Here is a 22,349-nt window from a genome sequence, read left to right as displayed (position 1 = left end):
CGCGATCAGGTCTAGGCGGGATCGATCTCAGTTGGCTCATCGATATCGGAATCTGGTGGAACTTCTCGACATGTCAAATACGGCAGGCGGAATAGGCGCGAAGGTGATGCGGCGTTTTACGTATGACGACCGTACAGCACTTGTTTTCATCGCGCCGGTCATGGCGGTCCTCGGGCTGGTGGCGGTTTTCCCGATTGGCTATTCCTTCTATATAAGCCTCTTCCAGATCAAGTTGACGCGTCCCAACCGGACGCCGTTCGTGTGGCTGGACAACTATATTCAGCTGTTCGGCGATGACCTTTTTTGGACCGCGGTGTTGAGGACCGTCACCTTCACCGTGATGTCCGTCACGGCGATCACGGTGCTGGCGCTCCTGGCCGCCCTGCTCCTCAACGAGAAGTTCCCTGGACGGCGCCTGGTCAGCACGATCCTGTTGATTCCCTGGGCCATTCCCTATGTCGCCGACGCCCTGATGTGGAAGTGGATCTACGATTCCGGCTACGGCGCGCTCAACGGCTTGCTCTACCAGCTCGGCTTCATCGAAAAATACCTGGTCTGGCTCGGTGACCAGCAAAAAACGCTGCCTTTGATCGCCAATGCCTTCGTCTGGAAAGAAGTCCCCTTGGCAACGATCCTGCTGCTGGTGTCGCTGAAATCCATTCCACAGGATCTCTACAATGCGGCCCGAGTCGATGGGGCGCCGCTCCTGCAGCGTTTCCTTCACGTAACGCTGCCTTCCATGCGCACGGGTTTCATGCTGGTCATCCTCTACGAGACGATGATTTCCATCCGGCATTTCGATCTGTTCTTCGTTCTGACGGAAGGCGGTCCCGGCACGGCCTCCCATGTGCTGTCGTGGGAAATTTACATCGAGACGTTCCGCAACCTGTCCTTCGGTTCCGGCGCCGCGATGTCCTACGTCCTGGCATTGGTGACCTTTGCGCTCGCCTACTTCGTCATCAAGATTCTCGGCAGGAGTGTGTAAATGGCCAGCCTTCACGACCTCCCGGACAACGGGAGCCGGGCCGGGCGACCCGTCCCGCCGCGCTCGATCAACTACAAGCGGCGCGGTGAGATCTACAGGTGGCTCCACCGCGGGGTCATATTCGCCGGCTCGCTTGCCATCATGCTGGTCGTCCTGATGCCCGTCGCATGGCTGGTATCGTCCTCGCTGCAGACCGAAGCCGAGATCGTTTCGGTGCCGCCGCACTGGATACCGGACGAACCGACGCTCAGGAATTTCAAGGCGATCTTTACGGCCGACGAAGGCCCGGTGAGCTATGAGACCCGCAACAGGCAGGACCCGGCCTCGGGAAGCTTCATCCCGTCGACGGCCAAAAACCTGCTGCCGGCCATGTTCAACAGCTTCGCCGTCGCGACCCTCGTTGTCGTGTTGAACCTGCTGGTCGGGCTTCCCGCGGCCTATGCGATGGCGAAGATCCGCTTCCGGGGGCGGACGGGGTCCGTCTATTTCATCCTCGCGACCCGCGTCATTCCCGATATCGCCCTCGTCGTTCCCTTCTTCCTGGTCATCAAGAATCTCGGGCTGCTCGATAGCATCCTGTCGCTCGTCTTCACTTATCTGGCGATCACCGTGCCGTTCACGGTGTTCATCCTGATCCAGTATTTCGAGAGCCTGCCGGACGAGCTCGACAAGGCGGCGCGCGTCGATGGCTGCTCACGCCTGCAGACGTTGACGCATGTCTATCTGCCGTTGTCGCTGCCTTCCATTGTGGCGGTGATCCTGTTTGCGTTCCTGACCAGCTGGAACGAGTTCCTCCTGGCGCTGATGTTCACCCAGACGGTCTCCTCCCAGACGCTGCCGATCGTCCTGGCGTCGTTCACGTCCGATTTCACCATAAGCTTCTCGTTCATCAACGCGGCGGGTCTTCTTGCGATCGTGCCGCCGGTGATCATCGCCATCGTCTTTGAACGTTACATCGTCTCCGGCCTCACGGCCGGCGCCGTGAAAGGGTAACAGGGAGTTTGCCAGTGGCTCGCATCGAATTTGAAAATGCCTCCAAGCGTTATCCGAACGGTTATGTCGCCCTCGAAAATCTCAATCTCGAGATCAATGACAAGGAATTCGTGGTTCTGCTCGGTCCCTCCGGCTGCGGCAAGTCCACCACGCTGAACATGATCGCCGGCCTGGAGGAAGTGACCGAGGGCAACCTCTACTTCGACGATGAAACCGTCAATTTCACGCCCCCGCATCATCGCGACGTCGCCATGGTCTTCCAGAGCTATGCGCTCTATCCGCACAAGACGGTCTACGAGAACATCGCCTTCGGCCTGATTATGCGCAAGCATCCCAGGGACGACATCGATCGTCGGGTGAGGGATGCGGCCCAGCGCCTGGAAATCACCTCTCTCCTCGACAGGCGTCCGGGCCAGCTGTCGGGCGGCCAGCGCCAGCGCGTAGCGCTCGGTCGCGCCATGGTGCGCCGCCCGGCGGTGTTCCTCATGGACGAGCCGCTGTCGAACCTCGATGCGGCGCTGCGCATTTCGATGCGGGCGGAAATCAAGGAACTGCATCGTTCGATGCAGACGACCTTCGTCTACGTGACCCATGACCAGGCCGAGGCATTGACGCTGGCCGACAGGATCGTCGTCATGCGCAACGGACACGTGCAGCAGATCGGAACCCCCGACGAGATCTACGAACATCCCGCCAACACCTTCGTCGCCTCGTTCCTCGGAAGCCCGCCCATCAACTATCTCACAGGCGAGCTGGTGGTCGAAGGACAAAAGGTCACCTTCGTGCGGGGCGAGACAAGGCTGTCGTTCGCGCCGGAACGGGCAAGCCAGCTTCTGGCGCATAATGGCCGCAAGGTGAAACTCGGCATTCGCGCCGAGGATGTCGACGAACGGGATACGCCCGCAGACGGCGAAGTCATCGCCGGTACGGTAACCTCCGTCCTTCCGGTCGGTTCCGATCAGTTCCTCGGCATGAAAGTGGAGGGCGAGGAACTTTTCTTCCGCGTCAACAAGGACCTGCGCCACAGCTACGGAGACGTGATCAAGCTGTCGGCGAACGCCCACAGGCTGCATGTCTTCGATGCGGCGAGCGAAATGAGCCTGATCGGATGATAGAATGAAACCCGCATCATTCGATTACCATCGGCCGCAGACGCTCGATGCTGCGCTGGGTTTGCTCGCCCGTTTCGGAGAACGGGCAAAGCCCATCGCCGGCGGCCAGAGCTTCGGTCCGATGCTGAACATGAGGCTCGCCCGTCCCGAGCACCTGATCGACCTGAACGATCTGGTGGAGCTCGATTTCATCAGGGTTTCGGATGCCATGCTGGAGGTGGGCGCGATGACGCGGCACCATCGGGTGGCGACCGCGCCGGAAGTGGCGAGGTCGCATCCGTTGCTGGCGGCGGCGGCTGCGACAATCGGCCATTATGCGATCCGTCACCGCGGCACGCTTGGCGGCAGCCTCGCCCATGCCGATCCGGCCGCGCAGATGCCGCTGGTCGCGGTGCTCGGCGGCGCGCGACTGGTCTTGCACGGACTCTCCGGACGGAGGGAAATTGCTGCGGGCGATTTCTTCAAGTCGGTAATGACAGTCGATCTCGCAGAGGGCGAGCTCGTGACCTCGGTTCTCTATCCACGCCTGCCAATCAACGCCGGTTGGGCATTCGAGTTGTTCAGCCGCCGTCGCGGCGATTTTGCCGTGGTCGCCGTCGCGGTGCTCCTGACGCTCGATGACGCCGGCAGGCTGGGGGACCTGCACGTTGCGCTCGGGGGTGTCGCGCCCGTGCCCCTCCGGCTCGACCTGTCGGCAGTCGCTCCTTCCGGCGTGATCCCGGAGGACACTTGGATCGAGGCGGTCTCCGAATTCGCGGCGCAATCGATCGCGCCTGAAGACACCGTGCAGATTCCGGCGGTCTTTCGTCGCGAGGTGACTGCGTCCCTGACGCAAAAGGCGCTCGCGACGGCGTTGGCGCGTTCGCGGAAGGCGTCTGCATGAGCGTCGCGCGGATGATTTCGCTCACGGTAAATGGTGAAACCCTGGAGGCGACGGTAGAACCTCGCAAATTGCTCGCCGACGTGTTGCGCGAGGATTTCGGGCTCACCGGGACGCATATCGGCTGCGAACACGGCGTTTGCGGGGCTTGTACGGTGCTGATCGACGATCAACCGGCACGCGCCTGCCTGACCTATGCCATCCAGATGGAAGGGCACGAGATCACGACGATCGAGGCCGTCGGAAGGACAGATTTAAGCCCGCTGCAGCGGGCGCTGCATGAGGAGCACGGACTCCAGTGCGGCTTTTGTACGCCCGGGATCATCATGACCTTCGAAGCCTTCCTTCGTGATACGCCCGATCCTAGCGAGGACGACGTGCGCGACGTCCTGTCGGGCAATCTGTGCCGCTGCACGGGCTATCAGAACATCGTTGCCGCCGTTTTGAAGGCGGCGAGAACTATTCGCGAGGAGCGGCCGTGAGCGAAATGGATGGCTTCCACTACATCGGCAAACCGCTGGCGCGAAAGGAAGACAAGCGTCTCGTCAATGGGCGGGGGCGTTATGTTGATGACATCGTGGTACCCGGCGCTCTGCACGCATGCTTCGTGCGCTCGCCGCATGCTCACGCGCGCATCCTGAAGATTTCAACGGAAGCGGCGTGCGACCTGCCCGGCGTAATCGGCGTCTTTACCGGTGAAGACCTCGACAGATGGACAAACCGGTTGCGGGTGGCGCCGCCGATCGAGGGCCTTCATCCGACCGAGATTTCGACGTTGCCGATCGATAAGGTCCGGTTTCACGGCGATCCGGTGGCCGTTGTGGTAGCGAAGGACCGGTACGTCGCCGAGGACGCCACCGAACTTGTCGACGTCGAATACGAACTGCTGCCGGCGATCGCCTCGCTGGAAAATGCGCTTGTCGGCAATGCGGTCCTGGTCGACGAGACGCTGCCTTCCAATCTCGTTTCGCATCAGAGCTTTTCCGCCGGAAATGTTGGTCGGCGCCGCAAGGAGGCACACGCGGTCGTCGAGGCTTCGTTCTACCAGCATCGCCAGACCCACGTGCCTATGGAAACGCGGGGCTGTGTGGCTGTCTGGGACGCCGGGCGGGAGCACCTTACTTTCCATACCGGCAGTCAGGTCGTGCATCCGCTGCGCAGCCAGCTTGCGGTCCGCCTTGGACTTTCCGAAAGCCAGGTCGCCGTCATATCCCTCGACGTCGGAGGCGGCTTCGGACAGAAGATCGCGCTTTACCGGGAGGAACTGACGGTCGCCGCCCTGGCGCGTCATCTGAGCCGTCCGGTGCGCTGGCGCGAGGACCGGAGCGAGAACCTCATGGCAGCAAGCCACGCGCGCGAAAACTTCTGCCGCACGCGCGCGTCGGTCACGGCGGAAGGGCGAATTCTCGGACTGGAACTGGAAATCACCGAGGATTTCGGAGCCTATTGTTTCTATCCGGCAAACTATATGTCACGCGTCGTAGCGATGATCCTGACCGGCCCGTACCGGATCGAGGACTATGCTTTCGACGTCAAGATCGCACTGACGAACAAGTGCGGGAACGGCCCGATGCGGGCACCCATGTCCATCACGAGTTGGGTGATGGACGGAACGATCGACGCCGTCGCTCGGCAGCTCGGTCTCGACCCCCTCGATGTCCGCCGGACCAACATGATCGGGGCGGAAGACCTGCCCTATCGAATGCCCACGGGCGAACTGCTGGAGGACATCACGCCGGCAGAGACATTGCGCAGCGTGGTCGATGCCGTCGGCTACGACGCCTTCCGCAATCGCCAGCAGGCTTTGCGGAACGAGGGACGTTATATCGGGCTCGGCCTTTGCACTGTCGTCGAATCCACCACCTACGGCTCCGCGTTCTACAAATCGACCGGCATTCCCGGTTCGGGGCACGAGGCTGCGTGGGTCAGGATCGAACCGAGCGGGGTCGTGAACGCCTCGGTCGGGCTCGGCGCAACAGGCCAGGGCTATGAGACGGCGATGTCGCAGGCCGTTGCCGAGGGATTGGGCGTGGACCCTTCCTGCATTCGGATTCATATCGGCAATACCGATGTGGCTCCCTACGGCATGGGCAGCCGTGGCGCGAGAGGCGGCACGGCGGGCGGCGGTTCGCTGTATCTGTGCGCGCAAAAAGCCCGCGACCACGTGTTGCGGATCGCCGCGCACCAGCTCGGCCTGAATTCGGCATCCGACCTCCGCCTCCTGGACGGCCGGGTGGAAAGGCTCCTCAATGGCGAATGGAACGCAACGGGGATCAGCCTCGCCGACATCGCCAGGACAGCCTATCTCGACCCGACAAACCTGCCGGAAGGGATCGCGCCGGGGCTTGATTTCTCGCTGACCTACGATCCCCCGCCGATGACCTATTCCAACTCTTCGCACGCCTGCGAAGTCGAGGTGGATATCCGCACCGGAATGCTCAGCATCTCCCGTTACGTGGTTTCGGAGGATTGCGGGACCGTCATCAACCCGATCGTCGTGCGTGGCCAGCAGCAGGGCGCCATCGCCATGGGACTGAGCGGGGCCATGCTTGAGGAAGTCGTCTACGACGAGAACGGGCAAAATCTCTCCGCCACGTTCGCCGACTACCTGGTGGCGACGGCCTGCGAGCTGCCGAACTTCGAAATTCTCCACAACCACACGCCGAACAAGCGTACGCCGGCCGGCATCAAAGGCATGGCCGAAGGCGGTGTGATGGGATCGATCGCGTCGTTGACCAATGCCGTCAACGACGCGCTGGCGCCATTCGGCGTGGTGGCGGACCGCCAGCCGCTTTCCCCGCAATACCTGCGGTCATTGTTGCGCGAGCACATGTGAGCCCGCTTGGCTGAAAGGACAGAACCGAGATGAACAGTACAGATAGCAGGAAGAAAGTCGGCTTCGTCGGCCTGGGAATCATGGGGCGCAGCATGGCGGGCCACATTCTCGACGGCGGGCACGAGCTGCATGTCTACAACAGGACAAAAGGCAAGGGAGCCGAATTGGTTGCCAGGGGCGCCGTCTGGCACGACAGCGCAGGAGAGGTGGCGGCGGCGTGCGACATCCTTGTCACCATCGTCGGGTATCCCAAGGATGTCGAGGAAACCTACCTCGGCGCTGGCGGGATCGTAGAGAGGGCAAAAGCGGGGGCGGTACTCATCGACATGACCACTTCCAGCCCTACGCTCGCCGTCGAGATTGCGGCGAAAGCGGCGCAAAAAGGCGTTAGGACGCTCGATGCGCCAGTCTCCGGGGGGGACGTCGGTGCGAAGGCGGGCAAACTTTCGATCATGGTCGGGGGGGACGAAGCTGCGTTCAACGTCGCTCTGCCCCTCCTCAGGCTGATGGGCGAAAACATCGTCCTGCAAGGTGGGCCGGGGGCGGGACAGCACACGAAGATGAGCAACCAGATCGCCATCGCTTCTACCATGATCGCCGTCAGCGAGAGCCTCGCCTATGCCAAGGCGTCCGGGCTCGATGCAGGACGGGTCCTGTCTTCGATCGGAACCGGAGCCGCGTCCAGCTTCGCCTTGAATGTCCTCGGCCCGAAGATGCTGGCCGACGACTATGCTCCCGGCTTTTACGTGCATCACTTCATCAAGGATATGTCGATCGCCATCGCTGAAGCAGAGCGGATGAAGCTCGACCTGCCGGGCCTCGCGCTGGCCAAGCGGCTCTATGAGACGCTCGCATCGAGCGGATTCGGTGAGGAGGGAACGCAGGCGATCTACAGGCTCTACGAACAGCACGCCGGGAAATAGGAAACGGCAATGGAATTTGTTGGTGAACATGTCATCCCTGCGCCGATCGACAAGGTATGGGTTGGGCTGAACGATCCCGAAACCCTCCGGCGCAGCATTCCGGGCTGTTCTGAGATGCTGCAGACCGGAGACAGGGAATTCACGGCATCGGTGGTCGCGAAAGTCGGGCCGGTTTCCGCCACGTTCAAGGGTAAGGTGGAATTGAGCGACCTTGATCCGCCCTTCGGCTATATACTATCGGGGCGAGGTCAGGGAGGCCCGGCAGGCTTTGCGAAAGGCTCGGCGAGGATCAGGCTGACGCCGCAGGGAGACCGCACGCTACTCGCCTATGTTGCAGATGTCGACATCGGCGGCAAACTCGCAAGCGTCGGGGGGAGGCTGATCCAGAGCATCGCAAAGAAAAATGCGGAGGATTTCTTTTCCAGTTTTTCCGCCGTGCTTTCCGGCGGAACGGGCCAGACCGGCGAGCAGCCAAATGGTTCTTCCGACGGGCATGAGCACTCGCCCCCAGGCCCGACATCGGCGACCGCTCATATACCGTTGATCGACCGGATCGCCTGGTTGCTGGTCGGTATGGCAATCGGCGTGGCGGGTACGCTTGTGTCGGGAGTCATGCAATGAATATTACAGACTGCATCAAGTCCCTGGAGCCGAAGCTGATCGAATGGCGCCGTCAATTGCACGAGCACCCGGAAACGGCCTTTGAAGAGCATCGAACAGCGGCCTTCATTGCAGAAAAATTACGGGATGCCGGCCTGGAGGTACACGAAGGGATCGGGCGCACGGGCGTTGTCGGCGTATTGCGCAACGGGGAAGGGCCCTCTGTTGCATTGCGGGCCGATATCGACGCTCTCGACATCGCCGAGGCGACGGGTTTGCCCTATGCCTCGAAGGTGCCCGGCAAAATGCACGCCTGCGGTCATGACGGCCATACCGCGATGCTGCTCGGCGCCGCCCGTCTGATGGCGGCCAATCCTCCCCGCGGAACGGTCGTTTTCATCTTTCAGCCAGCGGAGGAGAACCATGGCGGCGCCATGGTCATGATCGAGGACGGCTTGTTCGATCGCTTCCCGGTAGACCGCATCTTCGGGATGCACAACTGGCCCGGTCTGCCGGTAGGCACATTTGCAATCCATCCCGGCCCGATGATGGCGGCCCAGGACAATTTCGAACTGAAGATCATCGGAAAGGGCGCCCATGCCGGCATGCCGCATCAGGGGATCGACCCGATCCTTGTCGCCGGCCAGATCAATACGGCCTGGCAGGCAATCGTCAGCCGCACGCTGAGCCCGGCAGATGCAGCGGTGATCAGTATTACGCAGATCCACGCAGGCGATACCTGGAACATCATTCCGGACACGGTATTAATTCGGGGCACGGCGCGATCGCTGACGCTGGAGGTGCGCGACCGGCTTGAGGCCGAGATGGCGCATCGCGCGCGGCTGGTGGCGGAGACTTTCGGCGCTCGAGCTGAGTTGGATTATCAGAGGCGTTATCCGGCGACGATCAACACAGAGGCGGAAACCGACATCGCCAGGGCGGCTGCGCAAACCGTGTCCAAGGAGGGTTTGGTTTATCAGGATATGCCGGCGAGCATGGGCGCAGAAGACTTTTCGTTCATGCTTCGGAAGAAACCGGGGGCCTACATCTGGATCGGAAATGGCAGTGCGGACTGTGGGCGAAATCTCCATAGTCCGGGTTATGACTTCAACGACGAGGCTCTCACGCTCGGTGTTCAATACTGGATGCAAGTCGCCCATCGCGCGCTTGCACTCAATAGTCTCGCTTCCTGACCGGACCGTGCTCCGCGGATCTTGTCGCAAAGCAGCCGGAGCCGATGCTCGGCATCGTCATGTCTGGATGGCGCCCGCTTGGTAAGGTGACTTCCGAGATGGTTGAGGTTGGCGGGTCGGGTGCAAGTATGTCTCCGGTCCGTAAGCGCGGCTTGATCATTGCGATGGCGGGCATCCCAACGCTCGCCGGGCTCTTGCGGGTCATACCGACCGGCCGCATCATTCTTTACCGGGCTCCACTTGGGGAGGCGATCATCATGAGCGCGGAGCCGAAGTGAGGTTAACCGCGTCTTGGTAGCTGGCGGTTGTGGCCGGAACGGGCTTGGGCGGGAGATATTCGACCTGCGGTACCCGTGGAATGTTGGCCTGCGAATAAGCTTCCGCCGATTTGAACGGCTGCGTTTGAAAGAAGCGGAGTTTCTCCGCGAAGATCGGGCGTTGTCCTTCGGTGAGGAGGATCATCCTATCTTCCGGCATTTGTCGGATTTCCTGAGGCATCATCAGATCACGATCTCGGATCTGTTCGACCTTGGTCCGTCGCGGTAAACCGAAAAATTCGATCGTTCGCGATTCCGATTGATAGCGGATTGTGCGTTTGCCGAGCGCCCGCGACGCGTATTCAGCCGTCGCCTGGTCGTTGGCGCCGAGGACGAGCTGATAGCCGCAATTACCAAGCAGGGAGTGACGCGAGGTCTCGCCATAGATTTCATCGAGGTTCTTCAAATCCTGGATGATGAAGGCGAGTTTGATGTTATAGCCGGCGACATAAGGCAGCTTCATCATGATCTCATCCATCCGCCTCAACTGACGGAACTCGTCGAGGAGGAAATAGACCGGCAGCGAATTCTGATCGTGCTCGAGCGTGAGAATATCCATGGCCTGTTGCACGAACAAAGTAAGGAGGGGGCGCAACAGCGTGATATCCCTCAGACTTGGCGCTAGATAAATGGAGATCGGCCGATGCTTCATGGCATGGAAGTTCATGTCGGTAACGCGTGTCGCTGCAACGACCCGTTCATTCTTGAAGGGGCGCATGGCCTTTTGGATATCGAGAAGAGCGGACGCGGCGGCGCGGTCGGAAAGCGCGATAAAGGAATTGAAGCTCTCCATCGTGAACTTCGAAAGGCCAGGTTCTTTCTCCTTGACGCATTTCATCAACTCCTGAAGATTGAGGCCCGTATTGAAAAAGGAATTGACCTCTGCGAGATTGCGACGGTCTTTATAAAACGGGCTTTCCAGCACATAGCTGATGACGCCGGCAAGCGCCTGTTGCGCGGTCGCTTGCCAGATCGAATTTTCAGAGTCGATATTTTCAGGGACGAGTATATTGGCGATGTTTTGAATGTCGGCGGTGCGGTCACCGCGTTCTGTGCGAACGAAATCGAGGGGGTTGTAGCAGTTTGTCGTTACCGCCCCCGGTGCGAACAGAAATACCTCGCTGCCGTCTCGACGGCGATATCCGGCGGTTGCCCTGAAAATCTCACCTTTCAGATCGGTGACGATCATCGAACCTTGGTGCATCAGGGCATTGGGAATGACGTAACCTGCACCTTTGCCCGAGCGTGTCGGGCCGATAATGACGTGGTGCCGATCGTCCTTGACCCTTAGAATTCTTGATCCCAGCCGGCCGAAGATATGGCCCTTTTTGCGAAACCATTTGCCACGTCGAAGCGAAGCCCTGTCCTGAAATGCCGCGTCGCCTAAAGGGTTCGTGGTCGGTTTTAGACCAAGATGGGCCATGAGACCGGCGACCAGCGTGGCTGGCACCGCTGCCCAAAGTGCGACTTTCTGTAGGACAGGGTCGGTCGGATAGAACCAGAACTGCTGGATCGGCGAAAAGGGATTGCTCGTGATCGTGGCCTTGAGAATCCGTCCATCCTCGTAGAAAAGCTGAAGCCCCAGGCCGTAGGCGAGCAGCCAGACAAACAATGCGATCGCGGCGCAGAAGCACAAGTAGAAGCTTTGGAACTGTCTGATCACGGCTCGTCTCGCGCAAAGAAAATCTCAGAGACGCTCCGCTTGCCGCCTTCGCGGCGCAACTGGATGACGACCGGGATGACCATCCGGATGTAGGACATGAGGTCGTGCTTTAAGAAGCCTGAAGAGATACCGGCCTGCTGGATCATCATTGCAAGCTGTTCGTAGGCGCCCAAGGGTGTATCGGCATGGACCGTGGACATGCTGCCGGGATGACCGGTGTTGATGGCGCGAAGGAAGGAAAAAGCTTCACTTCCGCGAATTTCGCCCATGAACAGCCGATCGGGGCGCATGCGCAATGAGGCTTCGAGCAAACTTTGGATCGATACATCGGCCGTACCCTGGTCACCTTTTGAGGCAACCAGGTGGACCGTGTTCGGCTGGGGAGGGAAAAGTTCTCGTGTGTCTTCGAGCGTGATGATCCGCTCATGTTGGGGGATACTCTTCAGGCAGGCGTTGAGGAATGTCGTTTTGCCGGAGGACGTGCCGCCGCTGATCAGGATGGAGACCCGCTGACTGATGGCCGTATGAATGAAGTCGTAAATCCTGTTTGTTCGCAGATGCCCAACCAGCGTGTGATCGAGGTCGCTGAGGTCGCCGACGGCAACCGACACCTTGTCCAGCGAGCCGTTGTCCCGATATTCCTCGAGCGTAAAATCATTGATCACCTGTTTGCGGATAGAGACCGAACCGCCGCCGGATGCAGCCGGCGGCAAGACGATCTGGATGCGTTCGCCGGTCGGTAGTGAGGCGCTGAGGATCGGCTTTGTACGGCTGACAAACTGGTCGGTCGCCGCTGCAACCCGCTCGCCTATATTCTGGATTTCGTCAGCCGTTAGGCTGCTGATGTGATGATGCTCCATATATTCGGCACCACGTCGCTCGATATAGACATGGCCAGGCCCGTTGACGGCAATCTCCATGACCGCCGGATCGTCAAGGAACCGCCGAAGCGGTTCGAGGGCGCGATTGAGGAAATAATAACGATCGCGCCTGGTCGACATGACATTACCTGTCGCGACGTTCACGTCGGATCTCCTTCATTGCTTCGGTGATCGGATCGTCATAAAGGGCGCTGAAGTCGAGGTCTTGGCGCACATAGACAAAGATGCGCTCGCCTTGAGGAACATTGATCGTCGGCGCGATGCGCAGGTTTTCCGAAAGAACGGTATTCGCCATATTGCTGAAGGTCTCAGCGATCGTTTCTCGCGCGAGCTCTGCGCCACGCTCTGCGTCATCGCCGTTGCCAGAAGCCCGTTCGCTGCCGTATCCCGTCAGATAGCTTGCGCCAGCACCGACGATCGACAACATGATCGAGGCGCCGAACCGTTCACGGAACTTGTTGTCGACATGGCCGGTCAATCCAGACCTTCCCAGCCCGTCGGTGCCAATTGAATCAAGTCTGACGGAGACGCCATCGTCGCGGATGAGACGGGTCCAGATGACAAAAATGCGCTTTTGACCACGCGTGATCTCTGACTGGTATTCTCCAATGAGGCGCGTGCCGGTCGGGATTAGGATGCGTCGACCGTCGAAAGAATAGACGTCTTGTGACGTAATGGCCCTGATTTGGCCGGGCAGATCGCTATTAATCGCCGTTTCCAAAATGCCGGGGATCAACGTTCCTTCGGTAATCATGGCATCGATCCGCTCGATCCGGCGGGCCTTGGCGCTACGGCTGGCCAGATTGGAGGCTGCATTGAGATATGTGCTGTTGCGATCGGCGCCGGCGACCGTCACGCCTGAACTGCCTTCGTTGCGGAGGCTACGACCATCATTGCCGCCGGCGATTTCATCCATTGCAATCAGCTTTGACATGTACCGTTTCGGAAAAGCCTCCTCGATAGGTGAAGGGGGCATTGGCGGCTGAGCCACCTCTTTCGGCGGAGGTACGTCAAAGGTCGTCGTCTCGGGAGGCGGTTTTTCCGGGGGAGCGGGTGGCGGCAGATTGATGACAGGCTGCTCGGGGGCGGGCGAGGGCTTTTCTGTTTCCCTCAGAAAGGACGGCGGCCTGAAGGTCGTCGTCTGAAATTCCTCGTCGCTCTGGATGTTCTCGGTGTTTTTTTCGCCGGAGGTCGTGACGACGAGGTACGCGGCGGCAATCCCGCCCAGAAACAGGGCTATTGCTCCAAGCCTTTGGTCTCGTCGAGCGTTTCGATCCTGGACCGGCGTGTCGTCGGCCGCGGCCATCGCCTCTAGTTCCGGGCTTAACTTCATCAGTTGCCGCTCCTTCGCCGCTTCGTCGCATTCCTGTCCAAAGCCGGCCCGAAAAAATCAGGGTTCGGGACGCCGAAGTCAGGCCTTTCAAGATTAAAGATGCAGGTCCATTGGTTGCCGTCGCGAAGCGTGTATTGCGTGGCGATACCGTCGACGACGATGTAATCGCCCTCTTTACGGAAGTTGCGCAGGGTCTCGGAGAAATCGGATTGGACGGCAAAGATCGCGGGGACAGCCTTTTCAAACCGAAAGAAGGTCTTCTTGCCGTCATCAAAGACCATGCTGGGTTTCAGGGCCGGATCGCCGGAAAACGAATAATCGATATTGACGTTTGCCCTGTCGATATTGGCGATATTGGGATAGGCGGCCCGATCCTTGGCCTCCTGGCGCCATCGCGCGTTCAGGTCCTTGTCGGGATAGACGAAGCGAATGGCAAATACCTGCTTACCATCGTCCGGAGCGTGATCATTGAGCTCGAGGAAATAGATCCTCTTGGTCGTTACGATGTTCATGTTGGTGTCGACGTTTCGTGCGATGGGCTTTACGAAGAGGATGTTGCCCTTTTCTGAGGGGGCGACCTGCCAGCTGTCGGTATCTCCAAGCGAGATCGTTTCGAATTCCTCATCCTCGTCGAAGATGATCATGGTGGAGATGCCGTAGGTTGCGGGCACTTCCAGCACGTTGTTCGCCTGATAGACGACACTTGTAACGCGCCGGTCGAGCGATCCTGGCCGTGGCGCCTGACTTGCGAACGCCTCCACCGTGATGAGGACTGCAAAAGCCGGGAGAAGAAGCAACCTCATTGTCCGGCATCTCCTGGCGTGACCGTTTCCTGATCGCGACGGTAGTCATAGACTTGGAAGCCCAACGGATTTTCGAAGCGCCACGCATTGGTTGCTGGCGATTCCGTATAGCGATAGCGGACAACGGAAATGTAGTGGCGGGTGATCTGACCCGTGTCCGATTTCTCCGTCGTGGAAAACCGAACGAGGGCGGTGCTGGGGTTTGAGAAGGTGACGGACTTGAGGTCGACGGTGACTTTTTTATCCTTTCCGTAGATTCTCGCGGGATTGTCCGGGTTTGCCGCGCTATAAAGCTCCTGGAGTTCGCGCGCGGCGTCATTGGTGGAAAGCAGCGCCGCGATGCCGAAATTTTCGGTCACCGCAAAGGGATCGTACCCCTCGCGGGATCGGATGTAGCGCACGACATTGGCCTGAGTGATGGCTTGCAGATCGGTTAGTTTGACCGATTTGGTAAGGCCGGATTTGACCTCCAGATAGCCTGTATTCTTGTCGACCTCGATGATATAGGGCTCGAAGCTCTTAAGTGGCACCAGCAGGATGAGTGCTGTCAGCGATAGCAGCGTGATGGTGCCGAAGACCATGGTGATGAACCAGGCGATCGCTCGCGATCGCTTGGCGCTCTTCAAGATTTCCTGTTCCCAGCGGTCGCCATCCTGAAAATAGCTTTCAAGAGCAGCATCATGCGATTTGCTCATTCGCGCGCATCCTTAAAGACACTTCCCTCGAACGGTTCACTCAATTTGGCAGGCTGTTGCTGCTGATTCGGTTCTGCATCGCTCGGGCGGTGGCATTTCGAATATTTGCCCTCATGTTTTCCATGGTCCGCGTCCTTGCTTGCATGCCATGATCGCCGATCGTGCCTGCCAAGGAGCGAGCCGCGCCGAACGTCGCTTTCGGGACGGTCACTCCCGCCAGATGTCCGGCGTCACGCGCGATCCTGCCGATACCGGCCGCAATGCCACCGGTGATGCCCTGGGCGAGTATCTGAATGTTGAACAGGACGAATGCACCCGCGCAGCAGAGCAAAAGAAAGGCGGAGATATCGCTGAGTTGAAGGCGCCTCTGGGCTGCGGCATTCGTCACCTTTGTCAATTCCGGGTCCATTGCCGCAATGAGGAAGGCTGCAACCACGTAGACGAAGAGGGGAATGAGGGCATACATCAGCACCTGCTGAAACCAAGCAGCGCCAAGGCCGCGGGATCGTTCAAAGAGCATGCAGGCGATGAAGATGGGAGCGGTGCCAATCAGCATCCACATCATCACTTTGGCAAGCAGAAGGATCGCCAGCGCCACGGCGATGAAAACGCCGACGCAAAGCATGATCAGAAAGCCGACCATGGATGGCAGGATGGAGAAGTAGCCCGATTGTTCCGCGAATGCGGAAGCCGCCTCGTTGGCCGTCTTCCAGATTAAGGACAACCCATTCGTGGGTTCGGTGATGCCGGTTCCGGTTGCGGTCAAGATCGCGCGGCCAACCTCTTCAGGCGTATCGCTCAGCCAGGCATAAAAGAGGCTATTGAAATTCTCCCACTTGCTGACGAGGGTCAGGATGACCAACATGCGCACGACGCGGCCGATGATCTCGCTGACGCTGACGCGCGCCGTTCCCATGACGAGTTGCAGACCGTAGTAGCTCACATAGGCGACAAACAGGATTGTCAGCAGCGGCATCAGCTGTTGACCAACGATACCGAAGGCTTCTTCGGAAAAGTTTGATCCTGTTTGCTCGACCCTTTCAAGAACGTCGCCAAGGAAATCGTGCATGGCCTCCGACCTTTGCTATTTTGCCAACACTGCATCGATGGCCGCCAGGGCGGCAGCCGAGGTGTCGCTGTTGACCCGGGTCATCGGTCCACATTCCTGTCTCGGATCGGGAGCCAATCCGGTCAGGTGCTTCGGTCTCTTGCAAGGTGCGGTCTTTTCTTTGTAGGCAGTACCGCAACCGACAAGACCGACCGAAACCATGAAAAAAAGAAATACCTTGCCGCTCATGGTGCGTTACTCGTCACTATAGCTGAGCGCTTTTTGGGAGTTCGAGATATCCGTGAGCCGGCGTTGATTATCTGCCTGCAGCGAGGACACAGCGCCGTTCATGACGCCAATCAGCTCGTTGATGGTCAGGCCCGCTTCGACCTGAAGCTGGGTGTTTTGGTCGATCGAGCCTTTGATGTCCTTGGCCTGACCGATGCTGGAGCCGGCCTGTTCGAACGATGCGCGGCGGGTCTGAACGGCTTTTTGGGAACCGGTAACGAGTGCGGCGACGCCGAGCACCGTCTTCACCATCTCCTCATAGGACTTGTCGCCGGAAAACGAACTGCTTTCCTTGCCGGAGAGGGTCCTTACCAGTTCTAGGCTGTTGAGAAATGTGGTTGCGACCTGCGAGACGTCTCCGCTTACGCTCCCAAAGTTTGCGACTCCACCCGATAACAATTTGTCGAATGAAGGCATCTGCGACGCGCTGAAGCCATTGCCGACCGCGAGGTTTTGCATGCGGTTTGCGTCACCGGCGCGATCGCCGGTCACAGCGTCGAGCGTTTCTTCGGTTGTTTTCAGGACTTGCCTGTTCGTCTCCAAGATCTCGCCCGTCGTCTGGGCGGTTCTTCTCGCGACATCGAGATTTGCGTTGTCGATGACTGGCACCTGAGCGAACGCGGTGGATGCAGCCGGCAGTAAACATGCGATGAATAAGAATTTCTCCATGGTCGTTTTCCTCATTCAGCGTTCAATATCAGCGCTATATCGGCCTCGCGTTCGCGCCTCTGTGCGCAGGCCTTTCGGTTCGGCTCCATTCAAGCCCTTGTCGGAGATTGCAGACGCCACCCGAGACGCGATCTTAACCTCCTCACCATTTTGGGCAGTGCCAAAAGCAGGGTTGACGCGACCGACAACGGGCACTTTTGGCATCGCCGGACCGGAGACGCCGACTGCCAGCGATAGGTTTAGAAGCCATAAGAGACGACCTTGCTTCATTCGCCTGTCTCCCATCCGCAGAACCGGGCAAGCCAATGTTCTGGTTGTTCGCCATAGCGTTCGCGCAAGCGCGCGCATTCCTCGATCGTTTCCTTGCGCCCGGAAAGCACTTTGATGAGATCGGGCATTGCGGTGAGATCAAGCCTAGCGATGACGGAGTCATTGCCGTGCTTGATCAGGAAGGTTCGCTTTTCAGGGGGTGTCGTTTTGATGAAGCTGAATTCCCTCATCGTCAGACCAAAGCGTTTTATGTAGCTTTCCTCGTCGGCCCGCGGGTTCGGGAAGTGGATGTGGGTCGCCGCCTGCTCGATCAGCGTATGGGAGGCTTTTGCTTTGGCGATATCGGCTGCAGATTGTGTCCCGAAGCCGACAATGCCGTTCAGCTTTCGGATGGTCTTCATCTTGTCAACGATGAAGTTGCTGAAAGTTTCGTCCATTAGGAGCTGCCAGCCCTCATCCATGAAGAACATGGCGGGGTTTCCGTCGAGCAGTTCATCGAGGCGGTGGTAAAGATACATCAGCGCCGGTGTACGCAGTTCCTCGTTGGCGAGGATGTGGGTCATATCGAAACCGAAGACGCGATGGGACGAGAAAGAAAGTACGTCCTCTGCGGCATTAAAGAGCCATGCCTTTTCGCCGTCGATCCAAGCGCGAAGGCGAGAACAAAGATCGTTGGCGTTGGCCCGCGACCGGCCCGAGAGAAGGTCTGCCAAATTTGAAAGATTTCGTTCCGATCTCGGCTCCTGCATCAGGCGGGGGATCGCTTGCTCTAACGTATCTTCGTCTTCCTGGCTGAGCGCGCTGCCATCACCAGATCGCAGCATCGCCTTGACGAGCCGCAGTAAAAATTCGCGGTTGGTTCCGGTGTTTTCCAGCTGGAGCGGGTTGAAACCTGTCGGTGTTCCGGGCGACAATACCTCATAGGAGCCGCCGATCGCCCTGACAAATATTTCGGCGCCATGATCTTTGTCGAAGAATGCGGCTTTTGGTGTGGGCGAGACCCGCATCGCCTGAGCCAACAGGAATGTCAAAGCAACCGTCTTGCCCGATCCGGTCGGTCCCGTGACAAGGAAGTGGCCGATGTCACGACGATGGAAATTGAACCAATAAGGTGTTTGCGATGTCGTCTCGAGAATGGTGATCGGCCAACCCCAATGGGTATGATCAGCCTCTCCCGTAGCGAGATTGTGCATCGATGACAGGCCGGAAAAATTTGCACTCGACAGCATTGCCTTGCGGGCGATGTAAGCGTGGTTTCCCGGCAGTTGCGCCCAAAAAGCCGCTTCGAGGTTGAGATCCTCTCTGAGCCAATTGATGTTCATGTTTGTCAGACTGGCGCCGAGTTCTGTCACGCTGCGGCTGACACCTTCCAGATCGCGAGACAGACAAAGAAGCGAAAGATGATGGAAACCAAATACGGCTTCCTGGTTCATCAGGCTATTGAGCGCGTAGTCGATGTCTTGTTCAACCGCGCTGCCGGAACCGTCCGACGCCCTGATCTGCCGCTGCAGCCGGCTGATCCGCTCCTGTGCAATCGGCTTGTCGGCTATGGAGAAGGACTGGGTGAGGATGAATTCGTGGTTCACCTGCAACAGGCTGTCCAGTAAACCCGGACCGGTGAACGGGGGATATTCCTTGATAGACAGCATCGCTCCGTAACGGGTGTCTTCATCGACGGCTGCTTGAGCCTGCATCGTTCGCTTGGCGAAATGCAACCGCGACGTGCCGACGAAGCCGTAGATTCCCATCCGCGGCAGACGCATCTTTCGCGGTATTCCACAGGTCAGGATCGTGTTGAAGAATTCGCAAGGCTCAGAGTAAGGCTCGACCTTTGCCGCATTTAACTGCTCTTCGTTTCCCGCCGGATCATCATCACGCTTCCGGTAGGTAATACCGAGCGTGCGCGCGCCGTATTTGGTCAGATCCTGCACGAGGTTTCCGACGAGTTCCTCGAGTTCCGTGACGTCATCGCGGGTGTATTTTAGCCCGGCACCTCGATCTGCTCGTGCGAACATCCGTTTAATGGAATCGCCAACGCCGAGGACGCCACGCATTCCCGACTGCACAATGGTGAGATAGATCTCGTTTCGAAACATGCGCTTGTGACGCAACTGCTCCATATAGCGGGAATTTAGAAGATCGCAGTATGGATTGTCGAACGTGCCGCCGATTTGCGCTTCGACTTCTCGACGCACGACCGTAGACCACAGCGAATAACGGCTGGAGCCGAGGGCGCGGATCATCGTGTTTTGGACTATAGCGCGCATGTTGAGTTCTGCCTGATCTTCCGTCTGAAAAAACAAGCCGTGCAGTCTGATGACGCTTAAGAGGGAGCCATTCTCCAGCCCGATCACCGTATCGGATACATGCCGCAGATATGGGATATGCCGAGACATGGGCCGCTCGCGGCCGGAAAACCGACCAAGACCGAGCTCCTGGCTGATCACTTTCCGCATGGCTATGGTCCGTACGAATTCGTGCCCCAAAGGTGCATGTTAGGCGTTCGGGGAGTTTTGCGGGAGGCCACCTGCAGCACGTCGAGGATTTTGCTGTCGCGGGCGCAAAGCGAAAACAAGACGAGATAGGTGACAGGTGCGATCAAGAGTGCCAGCAGGTCGTTCGTCGCCAACCAGCCAATGACGGTAATGCCAAAGGTGACGACGACCGCCATATAGGGCACACCCCAAAGCGTCGGCGGCCTGGTCAAGCCGATGACAAGCGGAATGAAAGTCGGTCCTTCACGCTCAAACCCGGTCATTGGTCATTGTCCGACGGCTGATATCATTTGATCGACGATGGCGGGTGCACCAAACACCAGCCCGATTCCGATGACGACCGCGCCCGCCGTGAACCAGGAAAGGCGGCCTGCAAACGCGAGGAAGCCGAGACCGATGACCGCAATGATCGCCAGAAGCCGGCCGAAGGGGCCGGTAATGAAGTCGACGATCATCTGAACCGCCGTTTCTAACGGCGCAAATGCTCCACCACCATTTGTCTGAGCCAGGGCAGCGTCTGGAGCTATGACCTGAACAGCGGCCATGACGCCTATCAGGGTCGTAAGCTTCAGCACCCGCAATCCGATGTTCTGCCATTCGTGTTCCATCGAGTTTCTCCTTCAAAAATGCATCACTCCGCCGACAAATTGGCGGCGTTGTTGCACAGCGATAACGCCAGCCTCGTTGCCGGGAGCTGGGCCTTCGATTGGGGTTTGCAGGACGCGCATCGGGCCTGTCTTTGCCGACGGCATCGGCAGGCCAAGTCGGTAGTTGATGACTTTTGCGAGGTATCTGACGGTTTCAGCAAAGGGTGGAATGCCCGCATGTTCGTAGACGCGCCGCTCGCCGCTGTTGTAGGCGGCCGCGACGAGAAGGGGGTTCTGAAACTCGTCGAAGAGCACCCGCAGGTATCTCATCGCACCGTCGATGTTTTGGGCGGGGTCGCAGATATCGTGAACGCCGAAACGAGCCGCAGTATCGGGCATCAACTGCATCGGGCCACGCGCACCTTTTGGTGAATTGCGCCGCCTGTCGAAGTCGCTCTCGACCCAGGCGATTGCTTCTGCAAAAACCTCATCGACCTGATGACGCCTGGCGGATTGGACCACCAGGCGCCTGACACTTTCCGGCGTAAGCGGTGAGGGCGCGCATTCATCAGTCTTTCGCGCAATTGTGGCGGGAGGTGCTTTCCTTGAGCTGTCAGGCCTTTGAGATGATGTAGCGATTTTAGTATCGTAGTAAATTCTGTTCGGCCATGCGGATGTCGCCGACTTTGCAAGGGAAAAGTAACGAAATAAGTTAATTTCGTTTTCCGATGTTTCATGTGCTGTCCGCGGTCCTGATCTCGGCCCCGGTGTTTCATCGAAGCTTGCCTGCGAAATCTTCCTGCGCCCCAAGGCATCCGATGATGAAGGCTCCTCCAAAGCAGGAAGATCGATTTCATAAGAAATTGAAATTCCATTTGTTTTGTCATACTCATCTCTTGCTTTCGCCTCCCCTTCGGTGATGATCAAGGTCACCAGAAGAGTGATCAACGTAGGGATTTTCAGTCGGGAAAGTTCACCGTAAGTGTGCATCGATTCCCTCATATCGGTGGCTGAGCATTTTCGACGACTGACTGCTCTTGGAGTGAAATAATACGCAATACGTATAGGTCTACAGAGAATTTGGTTGATTTCAACCCCTGTCGATAAAATAACGATACGAGTTAAGTTATGGAGGTGGGTGATGAGACGTGGAATTTATGCAGCGCTTGGCATTTGCGTGCTCGCGGCGCCTGCTTTCGCCGCGCAACCGATCAATGAGGACTATGTTCGATCCCTGGCGGTATCGGGGAAAATCGTCCTTGTGATGGAATATTACGACGGGCGTGGTGAGGTGGCTGAGCGCAAGGGTTATGCGACCACGAATGCCTTCGAAGCGCTGTCGGCGACCGACTTTCGTGTCACTGACGACACTGTGGTTCGCCTTTACGGCGTTGAACCGTGCGAGGGCGAAATGGTCAGTCGACGGGATGGGTTCATAGGACGTTGCCGCGACTATGCGCAAGAACAGCTGCAAGTCATGCTGAACAATCCAAAGGTGATATTCTGCCGGGCGTTTACCAGCGAGCAGAAGTCGCCGGTTCACAATGCAACCTGTTATGGCTACTATTATTTTCCGGGCAGCCTCGACGCTGTCGAAATGTTCGAAGAACAGCTTGTGTCGCTTGGCGCCCTTCGTCTCTCGACAAAGCCCGATGGTACTTTGGCTCGCCCGGATCTGTCGAAAGCCGAAGAGGTTGGCAAAAAGGCGTCGTTCGGCATGTGGGCAGATCCGAGGGTGAGGGGGCGATGACCGCCCAACTGCGACGATGCGGTCCTTT

At 58.5% G+C, this 22,349-nt stretch carries 22 protein-coding genes and 1 pseudogene; 11 read left to right on the top strand and 12 right to left on the bottom strand.

Features of this window, described 5'->3' with window-relative positions; all coding sequences use genetic code 11:
- Positions 1 to 70: 70 nt before the first annotated feature.
- The 10 genes from JL39_RS11905 to JL39_RS31935 all read left to right on the top strand — a co-directional run bounded on the left by JL39_RS11905 (position 71) and on the right by JL39_RS31935 (position 9,800).
- Positions 71 to 985: a sugar ABC transporter permease gene (locus tag JL39_RS11905; protein WP_210165750.1), complete on the top strand. Its 915-nt coding sequence runs from the start codon at positions 71 to 73 to the stop codon at positions 983 to 985.
- Complete coding sequence (locus JL39_RS11900; protein WP_081952806.1) at positions 986 to 1,978, top strand: carbohydrate ABC transporter permease; 993 nt, start codon at positions 986 to 988, stop codon at positions 1,976 to 1,978.
- 14 nt (positions 1,979 to 1,992) lie between these two features.
- Positions 1,993 to 3,090: an ABC transporter ATP-binding protein gene (locus tag JL39_RS11895; RefSeq protein ID WP_037150249.1), complete on the top strand. Its 1,098-nt coding sequence runs from the start codon at positions 1,993 to 1,995 to the stop codon at positions 3,088 to 3,090.
- Between the two features lie 4 nt (positions 3,091 to 3,094).
- Positions 3,095 to 3,973 carry an FAD binding domain-containing protein gene (locus tag JL39_RS11890; protein WP_037150244.1) on the top strand — a complete coding sequence of 293 codons (879 nt, stop codon included), beginning with the start codon at positions 3,095 to 3,097 and terminating at the stop codon, positions 3,971 to 3,973.
- Positions 3,970 to 4,452, top strand: coding sequence for a (2Fe-2S)-binding protein (locus JL39_RS11885; RefSeq protein WP_037150241.1), 483 nt, complete (start codon positions 3,970 to 3,972; stop codon positions 4,450 to 4,452). Before JL39_RS11890 ends, JL39_RS11885 begins: the two co-directional genes overlap by 4 nt.
- A 5-nt stretch (positions 4,453 to 4,457) precedes the next feature.
- On the top strand, positions 4,458 to 6,806 hold the full coding sequence (locus tag JL39_RS11880) for a xanthine dehydrogenase family protein molybdopterin-binding subunit (protein WP_244446878.1): 2,349 nt from the start codon (positions 4,458 to 4,460) through the stop codon (positions 6,804 to 6,806).
- 29 nt (positions 6,807 to 6,835) lie between these two features.
- Complete coding sequence (locus JL39_RS11875) at positions 6,836 to 7,729, top strand: NAD(P)-dependent oxidoreductase (RefSeq protein ID WP_037150237.1); 894 nt, start codon at positions 6,836 to 6,838, stop codon at positions 7,727 to 7,729.
- A 9-nt stretch (positions 7,730 to 7,738) separates the two neighbouring features.
- A complete protein-coding gene (locus JL39_RS11870; protein WP_081952805.1) occupies positions 7,739 to 8,350 on the top strand; it encodes a carbon monoxide dehydrogenase subunit G in 612 nt (203 codons plus the stop codon).
- Positions 8,347 to 9,522 (top strand): M20 aminoacylase family protein, encoded by a 1,176-nt coding sequence (locus JL39_RS11865; protein WP_037150235.1) that lies wholly within the window; start codon positions 8,347 to 8,349, stop codon positions 9,520 to 9,522. Before JL39_RS11870 ends, JL39_RS11865 begins: the two co-directional genes overlap by 4 nt.
- Positions 9,523 to 9,650: 128 nt before the next feature.
- Entirely contained in the window at positions 9,651 to 9,800 is a 150-nt protein-coding gene (locus tag JL39_RS31935; RefSeq protein ID WP_161784756.1) for a hypothetical protein, read from the top strand.
- A 25-nt stretch (positions 9,801 to 9,825) separates the two neighbouring features.
- Here JL39_RS31935 and JL39_RS11855 read toward each other — a convergent pair.
- The 12 genes and pseudogenes from JL39_RS11855 to JL39_RS30950 all read right to left on the bottom strand — a co-directional run.
- Positions 9,826 to 11,502, bottom strand: a pseudogene (locus JL39_RS11855) (type IV secretory system conjugative DNA transfer family protein); the annotation flags it as partial.
- Positions 11,499 to 12,527: a P-type DNA transfer ATPase VirB11 gene (gene virB11, locus JL39_RS11850; protein WP_037150231.1), complete on the bottom strand. Its 1,029-nt coding sequence runs from the start codon at positions 12,525 to 12,527 to the stop codon at positions 11,499 to 11,501. The gene virB11 and the pseudogene JL39_RS11855, both read right to left, overlap by 4 nt.
- Positions 12,508 to 13,716, bottom strand: a complete 1,209-nt coding sequence (virB10, locus tag JL39_RS11845) for a type IV secretion system protein VirB10 (RefSeq protein WP_037150228.1) — start codon at positions 13,714 to 13,716, stop codon at positions 12,508 to 12,510. Before virB10 ends, virB11 begins: the two co-directional genes overlap by 20 nt.
- Positions 13,716 to 14,519, bottom strand: a complete 804-nt coding sequence (locus JL39_RS11840; RefSeq protein ID WP_037150226.1) for a TrbG/VirB9 family P-type conjugative transfer protein — start codon at positions 14,517 to 14,519, stop codon at positions 13,716 to 13,718. Before JL39_RS11840 ends, virB10 begins: the two co-directional genes overlap by 1 nt.
- Positions 14,516 to 15,214 carry a type IV secretion system protein gene (locus JL39_RS11835; RefSeq protein ID WP_037150224.1) on the bottom strand — a complete coding sequence of 233 codons (699 nt, stop codon included), beginning with the start codon at positions 15,212 to 15,214 and terminating at the stop codon, positions 14,516 to 14,518. Before JL39_RS11835 ends, JL39_RS11840 begins: the two co-directional genes overlap by 4 nt.
- Positions 15,215 to 15,254: 40 nt before the next feature.
- Complete coding sequence (locus JL39_RS11830) at positions 15,255 to 16,283, bottom strand: type IV secretion system protein (protein WP_037150222.1); 1,029 nt, start codon at positions 16,281 to 16,283, stop codon at positions 15,255 to 15,257.
- A 15-nt stretch (positions 16,284 to 16,298) separates the two neighbouring features.
- Entirely contained in the window at positions 16,299 to 16,511 is a 213-nt protein-coding gene (locus JL39_RS11825) for a hypothetical protein (RefSeq protein WP_037150219.1), read from the bottom strand.
- Positions 16,512 to 16,517: 6 nt separating this feature from the next.
- Positions 16,518 to 17,219: a type IV secretion system protein gene (locus JL39_RS11820; protein ID WP_037150217.1), complete on the bottom strand. Its 702-nt coding sequence runs from the start codon at positions 17,217 to 17,219 to the stop codon at positions 16,518 to 16,520.
- 266 nt (positions 17,220 to 17,485) lie between these two features.
- A complete protein-coding gene (locus JL39_RS11815; protein ID WP_037150215.1) occupies positions 17,486 to 19,945 on the bottom strand; it encodes a VirB4 family type IV secretion/conjugal transfer ATPase in 2,460 nt (819 codons plus the stop codon).
- A 2-nt stretch (positions 19,946 to 19,947) separates the two neighbouring features.
- Positions 19,948 to 20,247 carry a VirB3 family type IV secretion system protein gene (locus JL39_RS11810; protein WP_081952804.1) on the bottom strand — a complete coding sequence of 100 codons (300 nt, stop codon included), beginning with the start codon at positions 20,245 to 20,247 and terminating at the stop codon, positions 19,948 to 19,950.
- A 3-nt stretch (positions 20,248 to 20,250) separates the two neighbouring features.
- On the bottom strand, positions 20,251 to 20,592 hold the full coding sequence (locus tag JL39_RS11805) for a TrbC/VirB2 family protein (RefSeq protein ID WP_037150214.1): 342 nt from the start codon (positions 20,590 to 20,592) through the stop codon (positions 20,251 to 20,253).
- 12 nt (positions 20,593 to 20,604) lie between these two features.
- On the bottom strand, positions 20,605 to 21,561 hold the full coding sequence (locus JL39_RS30950; RefSeq protein WP_081952810.1) for a lytic transglycosylase domain-containing protein: 957 nt from the start codon (positions 21,559 to 21,561) through the stop codon (positions 20,605 to 20,607).
- Between the two features lie 151 nt (positions 21,562 to 21,712).
- On the opposite strand from JL39_RS30950, the gene JL39_RS11795 reads away from it, so the two are divergent.
- Positions 21,713 to 22,321 (top strand): hypothetical protein, encoded by a 609-nt coding sequence (locus tag JL39_RS11795; RefSeq protein WP_037150212.1) that lies wholly within the window; start codon positions 21,713 to 21,715, stop codon positions 22,319 to 22,321.
- Positions 22,322 to 22,349 lie beyond the last annotated feature (28 nt).

Source organism: Rhizobium sp. YS-1r (assembly GCF_000757525.1).
GTDB classification, from domain to species: Bacteria; Pseudomonadota; Alphaproteobacteria; order Rhizobiales; family Rhizobiaceae; genus Neorhizobium; species Neorhizobium petrolearium.
Note: the sequence above shows the minus strand (reverse complement) of the source record. Positions and strands in the feature narration are given on the sequence as shown.

Excerpts from the sequence above, each read along its gene's own strand:
- JL39_RS31935 (WP_161784756.1), top strand. The coding sequence starts at position 9,651 with ATGTCTCCGGTCCGTAAGCGCGGCTTGATCATTGCGATGGCGGGCATC.
- JL39_RS11805 (WP_037150214.1), bottom strand. The coding sequence starts at position 20,592 with ATGGAACACGAATGGCAGAACATCGGATTGCGGGTGCTGAAGCTTACG.
- JL39_RS11840 (WP_037150226.1), bottom strand. The coding sequence starts at position 14,519 with ATGAGGTTGCTTCTTCTCCCGGCTTTTGCAGTCCTCATCACGGTGGAG.
- JL39_RS11820 (WP_037150217.1), bottom strand. The coding sequence starts at position 17,219 with ATGGAGAAATTCTTATTCATCGCATGTTTACTGCCGGCTGCATCCACC.
- JL39_RS11885 (WP_037150241.1), top strand. The coding sequence starts at position 3,970 with ATGAGCGTCGCGCGGATGATTTCGCTCACGGTAAATGGTGAAACCCTG.
- JL39_RS11825 (WP_037150219.1), bottom strand. The coding sequence starts at position 16,511 with ATGAGCGGCAAGGTATTTCTTTTTTTCATGGTTTCGGTCGGTCTTGTC.
- JL39_RS11815 (WP_037150215.1), bottom strand. The coding sequence starts at position 19,945 with ATGCGGAAAGTGATCAGCCAGGAGCTCGGTCTTGGTCGGTTTTCCGGC.
- JL39_RS11810 (WP_081952804.1), bottom strand. The coding sequence starts at position 20,247 with ATGACCGGGTTTGAGCGTGAAGGACCGACTTTCATTCCGCTTGTCATC.
- JL39_RS11835 (WP_037150224.1), bottom strand. The coding sequence starts at position 15,214 with ATGAGCAAATCGCATGATGCTGCTCTTGAAAGCTATTTTCAGGATGGC.
- JL39_RS11865 (WP_037150235.1), top strand. The coding sequence starts at position 8,347 with ATGAATATTACAGACTGCATCAAGTCCCTGGAGCCGAAGCTGATCGAA.
- JL39_RS11890 (WP_037150244.1), top strand. The coding sequence starts at position 3,095 with ATGAAACCCGCATCATTCGATTACCATCGGCCGCAGACGCTCGATGCT.
- JL39_RS11795 (WP_037150212.1), top strand. The coding sequence starts at position 21,713 with ATGAGACGTGGAATTTATGCAGCGCTTGGCATTTGCGTGCTCGCGGCG.
- JL39_RS11870 (WP_081952805.1), top strand. The coding sequence starts at position 7,739 with ATGGAATTTGTTGGTGAACATGTCATCCCTGCGCCGATCGACAAGGTA.
- JL39_RS11900 (WP_081952806.1), top strand. The coding sequence starts at position 986 with ATGGCCAGCCTTCACGACCTCCCGGACAACGGGAGCCGGGCCGGGCGA.
- virB10 (WP_037150228.1), bottom strand. The coding sequence starts at position 13,716 with ATGAAGTTAAGCCCGGAACTAGAGGCGATGGCCGCGGCCGACGACACG.
- JL39_RS11880 (WP_244446878.1), top strand. The coding sequence starts at position 4,458 with ATGGATGGCTTCCACTACATCGGCAAACCGCTGGCGCGAAAGGAAGAC.
- JL39_RS11905 (WP_210165750.1), top strand. The coding sequence starts at position 71 with ATGTCAAATACGGCAGGCGGAATAGGCGCGAAGGTGATGCGGCGTTTT.
- JL39_RS30950 (WP_081952810.1), bottom strand. The coding sequence starts at position 21,561 with ATGCACACTTACGGTGAACTTTCCCGACTGAAAATCCCTACGTTGATC.
- JL39_RS11830 (WP_037150222.1), bottom strand. The coding sequence starts at position 16,283 with ATGCACGATTTCCTTGGCGACGTTCTTGAAAGGGTCGAGCAAACAGGA.
- JL39_RS11875 (WP_037150237.1), top strand. The coding sequence starts at position 6,836 with ATGAACAGTACAGATAGCAGGAAGAAAGTCGGCTTCGTCGGCCTGGGA.